Origin of the sequence: Pleomorphomonas koreensis DSM 23070 (assembly GCF_000425185.1) — a bacterium.
Taxonomy (GTDB): domain Bacteria; phylum Pseudomonadota; class Alphaproteobacteria; order Rhizobiales; family Pleomorphomonadaceae; genus Pleomorphomonas; species Pleomorphomonas koreensis.
This window is the reverse complement of record NZ_AULH01000044.1, coordinates 1-5739: the sequence shown is the minus strand read 5'-3', so window position 1 is coordinate 5739 and position 5739 is coordinate 1. Positions and strand designations below refer to the sequence as shown.

At 58.4% G+C, this 5739-nt stretch carries 4 protein-coding genes and 1 pseudogene; 2 read left to right on the top strand and 3 right to left on the bottom strand.

The window, feature by feature from the left end; genetic code table 11:
- On the top strand, positions 1-957 hold a 957-nt coding region (locus H512_RS25140; RefSeq protein ID WP_036792995.1), incomplete at its 5' end, for a LacI family DNA-binding transcriptional regulator.
- 775 nt (positions 958-1732) lie between these two features.
- Here the strand turns inward: H512_RS25140 and H512_RS25135 are convergent.
- Positions 1733-2677: pseudogene (locus tag H512_RS25135) on the bottom strand (IS256 family transposase); the annotation flags it as partial.
- Between the two features lie 370 nt (positions 2678-3047).
- On the opposite strand from H512_RS25135, the gene H512_RS0119710 reads away from it, so the two are divergent.
- Positions 3048-3593, top strand: coding sequence for a hypothetical protein (locus H512_RS0119710; RefSeq protein WP_026784875.1), 546 nt, complete (start codon positions 3048-3050; stop codon positions 3591-3593).
- A 43-nt stretch (positions 3594-3636) separates the two neighbouring features.
- Here the strand turns inward: H512_RS0119710 and H512_RS27225 are convergent, their stop codons facing one another.
- Positions 3637-5142, bottom strand: coding sequence for a hypothetical protein (locus H512_RS27225; RefSeq protein WP_156899590.1), 1506 nt, complete (start codon positions 5140-5142; stop codon positions 3637-3639).
- Positions 5143-5540: 398 nt separating this feature from the next.
- Positions 5541-5739, bottom strand: a 199-nt coding sequence (locus tag H512_RS0119695; protein ID WP_026784872.1) for an integrase core domain-containing protein, incomplete at its 5' end; no start/stop codon positions are given.

Genomic DNA, 5739 nt, shown 5'->3' with positions numbered 1-5739 from the left:
GACGAGCCTGGGGTCAGCCCTCCCGTCCGGAAAAAGGTGAAGGCCGTCATCGCCGAACTGGGATATCGGCGTAACGACAGCGCCCGGGTGCTTCGCATGGGCACAACCCACAGCATCGGCTTTATCTGTGAGGATCTTGGCGAACCCTTCGTCTCGCAGTTGATCAGAGCCATTGAGAGCGTGAGCCTTGAAAACAGCTCGATGCTGATCGTTGCGGCGACCGGAGGCAATCTCGAGCGAGAACAGGAGGCGGTACGGGCGCTGGCTTCCCGCCAGGTCGACGGCCTGATCATCGCCCCGACCGGCCGGGAACAACCCTACCTCGGCCGCGAATTGGGCAACGGATTGCCGGTGGTATTCGTCGACCGTCCGTCGCTGCATCATCAGGTAGACGCCGTCCTGACCGACAATCACGCCGGCGCCCAGATGGCGACACGCCAGCTGGTGAAATGCGGCCATCACCGCATCGCCTTCTTCAGCAATGTCGATCAGCTGTTCACCCAGGTCGAGCGGATCGAGGGATACCGGCAAGCCTTGACGGCCGAGGGCATTGCCTTTGATCACGCGCTGGTCTGCTCGGCATCCGGCAACCCTGCAGCTACCCTAGCCTCCCTCAGAAAGATGCTCGCTCTCAATGAGCCGATCACCGCCGCGATTACCGGCGACTCCCTTTGCACCTATGCCTTGCTCCGCGCCTTCAAGGTCGTCGGTCTGCATCTGCCCTTCATCGGTTTCGATGATTTCCCGCTGGCCGATCTGCTGGAGCCTGGAATCAGCGTCATCGAACAGAACCCTTACGATATCGGCCGTGTCGCAACCCAACTCCTGTTCCGCAGGATTGGGGGCGATACCTCGCCGCCCCAGACGATCAAGCTGGGCACCAGACTTATACAGCGGGGATCCGGCGAGACCGGACTTCAATCTACCGACGGTTCGCTCCATACGAAGCTGGAATAGTACTCTTGCCGAGAATCGACATTTCCGACTTTGTTTCGGTGGAAATGGCCGTTCGCCTTCCGAAGCTGACTGCGCGATTTACAATGTTAGTTTACATTCCACCCGAATCTGTGCGCACAGATCAACGGATATCCGCATGACATCGGATAGAAGAATAGGTCGTCCGCTCTTTGGACGAAAGACCGGAATGGGATGCACTGCGGTCGTGGCTGTCAGCGGGGCTCGTCTATGCGCTCCGAGAGAACATGGCTGACTGAAGCGAGCCCGTCGGCTTTCGGCTAATGTAGCGAGCTTTCGGATAAGAATCCCCCCGATCAGGCGGCGGATGCTTTCATGTCGCGTGATGGTTGCGGGCTACCGGACCCCCGATTTGAACCTACGAAGCTAACTATTTGATTTTCTTAGGCCAGGATAACACGCAAAAACAAAGACCTCAGCAAATCATTGATTTTGCTGAGGTCTTTGGTTCAGACTGGTTGCGGGGGCTCGCAACCTACGAGACCAACATTCGCTGTGCGTATCCATCTAGCTGAATATTCTTGGCGGGTTCTCCATTCCGCTCCTTGGCCACGCCGACATCGACAAAGCCAATCACCGCAACAATTGCGGTGTATGAGTTGGGCTATCTTCTCAAAATCATTCCAGATGCCGTGAAGTGGGCATCTCAAGCCGCTTCCCAGACCTTGTTCAGAATGCGCGCGGCGATCTCCGCCTTGTCCTGCGGCAGGAACCGACCGTAGTGCTGGGCAACCATCTCCGGCGTGTCCTGGATCGCGTAGGCAAGCACGTCCGCCTCCGCGTCATCCATGAAGGCGGCGAGCTTGGTCATCCTGGGTCGGAGTTGGTCGGCGACGGCGCGCCACTGCCTCTGGGCTGCCTCGGCGTCGTTCTGGGCGAAGGCCGTCGCGATGAAGGCGGAGACAACCCGGCGGCCATTCTTGCCGGCATGCGCCAGAGCGTTGCGCATGAAGTGGACGCGGCAGCGTTGCCACGTCGCCGTCAAAACCTTCGAGACCGCCGCCTTGATGCCCTCGTGGGCGTCGGAGATCACCAGCTTGACACCGCGCAGACCACGACGGGCGAGCTTGCGAAGGAATCCGGTCCAGAAGGTCTCAGCCTCTGATGGACCGATATCCATGCCGAGCACCTCGCGCCGACCGTCACTGTTGACGCCAACCGCGACGATGACCGCCACCGACACAATCCGGCCGTTCTGGCGGACCTTCAGATAGGTCGCATCAATCCACAGGTAGGGCCAGTCGCCCTCGATCGGACGGTCGAGGAAGACCTTCACCCGCTCGTCGATCTCCTCGCACAGGCGGCTGACCTGGCTCTTGGAGATGCCACTCATCCCCAGCGACTTGACCAGATCGTCGACCGAGCGCGTCGATATGCCCTGGATGTAAGCTTCCTGGATGACGGCGGTCAGGGCCTTCTCGGCCATCCGCCGCGGTTCCAGGAAGCTCGGGAAGTAGCTTGAGGTGCGAAGGCGAGGAATGCGCAGTTCGACGGTTCCAGCCCGAGTCTCCCAATCGCGTTCGCGGTAGCCGTTGCGCTGGGCCAGTCGATCCTTGCTCTTCTCACCCCACTCAGCGCCAGTCCGGGCGCCGATCTCCAACTCCATCAGCCGCTCGGCGGCATAGCCGATCATCTCGCGCAGGATATCGGCATCTGGGCTCTTCTCCACGAGCGCCCGCAGGCTCATCATCATATCGGTCATCGGTGGTTCCTCGGTCGGGTTGGTGCTGCAACTCCGACCATACCGGCGTTCCGCCGATGACCACCTCATTCACTCAGCTACACCACGCAATGGGACACGATCAGATCACGTGCTCCAGCGAAGACCCAACTTTGTGCGGTCACGCTGAGAAGGTCTTCTTCGCCAATGCTGCGGATGAGACCCGCCTCGAGAGGGCGCTGACTTCATTCAAGCAGAACGACTGCAATGGCACCTCATTCTGACAGCGGTGAGCGTGGCTTGCGAGTACAGCCAATAACTTTACTGCGGTTGGGCGCTTTAAATTCCATCGACACGTTCAACCGGATGCCTTAGCAATGAGGTGCAATTACCGGTACGTGTCGGGGGAATAATGCGCTCTTCTATCGCTATCGCCGCACTGCTTCTTTCCGCTTCCCACGCCTTCTGCCAGACGGCACAAGAAACTGTCGCCTATCTCTTGATGGGCTACGATGGGTCCGAAGTTACCAAAGAATTGGGGGCTGGAAAGTTTACATATAAACCTGAAGGAACCAACAGGGATACAATTGTTCTTCACGTCAAAGGCAGTACGATTGATGCCGACTTTGTTACGGTGAAGTTGTCCAGCATCTCGGAATGTTCTTACGGGGTCGACGGTAAAGTACTTAACCTCGAGCGTTTTAAAGCTGATGGTACTCAGACGCTTATCTCTTACCACATGGAATTTGATTTTTCGAAGGCTGTAGATATTAAGCTGGCAAGCGAGCAGTACCCAGTAACGCAAATCGCCGGATCGAAAATGACCTGCTCTTCAGACGACGAAACTTTCTGTACGCAAGCTGAGCAGGGGTTCTTTTTTAACGTGGGCGATCCTGCCCGGCTCACTAAAGCGCTCGACTATTTCAAGCAGACCTACTGCAAGGGCAGCGCCTTCTGACGCGGCCAACCGGCATCGGAATCCTTTTTGCCCCGCATTGATTTCAATGCGGGGTGTAGAGGGCCAAGCCAAGAAATATCGCCGCCACGATGGGGATTCCGGGCTTCATCCATGCTGCAAGCTTGCCCTGGTTGGGAACCCCGGAATTCACCGGCAGAAGCTCCGACATCACCTTCTTCGAACGCAGGCGCGCGGTGAAAGAGATCATGCCCGTCACCACCCAGCCGATAGCAGCTCCGCTCAACACGCCGAAGACTGGATGCCAGCGAAGCGGGATGCCGATAATACGCAGATAGATCATGCCGCCGACAACGGCCGCGGCAGAGAGGCTAGTACCGATGATCCAGGTCTGGCGTGCAACAGCCCCGCCGAGAGCGTCCATGAGAGTAGTGACCCACGCAGATGCCATGCGCACGCCCTCCAGGCTTAGGAAGCCGCGGTGATCGGCGTATGTGAACCTAAACAGGTCCTCGAGCTTTGTTTTGGGGGCCTCGCAGATCTTATCCAGAACCACGTTGGTGAAAGGGGTCCGTCGCATTGCCGCGATGGTTTCGGCGGGTTCCTTGCCGAAGTCGTCCGCGATGGTACCGGTGAGCACATTGTCCAGGAACGTTTCGGGCGCCGGGAAGAATAGCGAGGCCGATCCCCCGAGGTAACCGCGCACCTTGTCCTGCTTATCGCTCTCAAGTTCGATTGTGATGTTCCCGACCTGAACGTCACCGCCGCGGCCGACGAAGAGCGCCTGGCCACGTGTCATCCGTTTCTCGGGCAGACCATCCAGGAGCCCAACAGCCTCCATGTCGCCGGTCTCGAGTGCCGCCACCAGTCGGGGCTCACCCTCAGCAAGCCAGATGGCTTTAGCTGTGACGGAAATGGACAATGAGTCCGTGGTTGCGCCTGTACCGCTGCAGGAACTGCAATCGACCTTTGTGGTGCCGAAACACGTCCAGCACGTAACTCGCCCGGTGCTGCCGCACGTAGAGCAGCCGTGGTATTCTCCCATGCCGTCGCGATAGCGACCTGATCCAGCGCAGACGTTGCAGCGGACCTTACCCGCCCAGTCGCAGTAGCTGCAGTTGAGGCGTCCATCTCCACGGCAACGACCGCAGGTCTCTGATTTCTGCCACGCGCCGCTCACCTTTTCGCAAAGGATGCTATCTGGCTTTTTCGTAAGTCCCGCGGCGCCAACCTTGAGCGCCTTCTCCGCGGCTCGATCCCAAAAGCCATCTTTCAGATGCTCCTCCGCAGCTGCTTTCGCCAGACTGACGGCATCGCTTTGATCGTTGACCTGGAACCCGCGCCCGTAGCCATGGAACGACGACCATGTCAGCGAGAATTCTGCCGACAGATAAGCGCCGCCTTCGATCGCCACGGTCTCATCGAGATCGACTGTGGCTGGCTTCGCGTGAGCATTTTGGGGATCGCATCCGCGCACAAGCCCGTCGATCAGGTCTTTGACATCTGAGCTTACCTTGCGCCTTGGCAATGAAACCAGATTCGACGCCGCCGGGACCAAATTTGTAGACGCGGGCTTCGCAGACACTTCCATGTTGCACTCTCCCAAGTTGTGCAACATTTATGCGATCAGCGCTAAATCCCTGTTAAAGCCTTGCCCCTCTTTCCCATCCGTATGAATACGAGCATCAAAGGCAGGCCGGAATTTCCAGCTCCGCCTGGCCTAAAAACGGGTAGCGCTTCACCAACGCCGGAAACGAACTCAAAACTGGATAAATCCTGGGGGCAACGTCAAGCCGCTTGGCAGGATAATCCCAAAGATTGTCGAGACACTGCAAACTGTAGAAAGAGGTGGCCCCGATTGTTTGGACAGCGCCCCGCGGAATTTGAGTGGATCTCACGCCGGGGTGTCGACTGCGGGGCTTCGCGATTTCATCACGGCGTCGGGAGGGCGTAGCCCGACCAGAGCCGTGATGAAATCGCGGGCGGCGATCAGGCGGCCTCGGCCATCTGTCGCCCGCCGAAGTAGGCCTCGTCGGGTGTGCTGCCGTCAAGGCTCGAATGTGGCCGTCCGGAATTGTAAAAGCCGATGTAATTCGAGATCGACGATCTTGCGTCTCGAACGCTTTCATAGGCCCTCAGGTAGACCTCCTCGTACTTGATCGATCGCCAGAACCGTTCGACGAAGACG

Bases quoted from the DNA above. Each gene is read 5' to 3' on its own strand.
- H512_RS0119710 (WP_026784875.1), top strand. From the start codon at position 3,048: ATGCGCTCTTCTATCGCTATCGCCGCACTGCTTCTTTCCGCTTCCCAC.
- H512_RS27225 (WP_156899590.1), bottom strand. From the start codon at position 5,142: ATGGAAGTGTCTGCGAAGCCCGCGTCTACAAATTTGGTCCCGGCGGCG.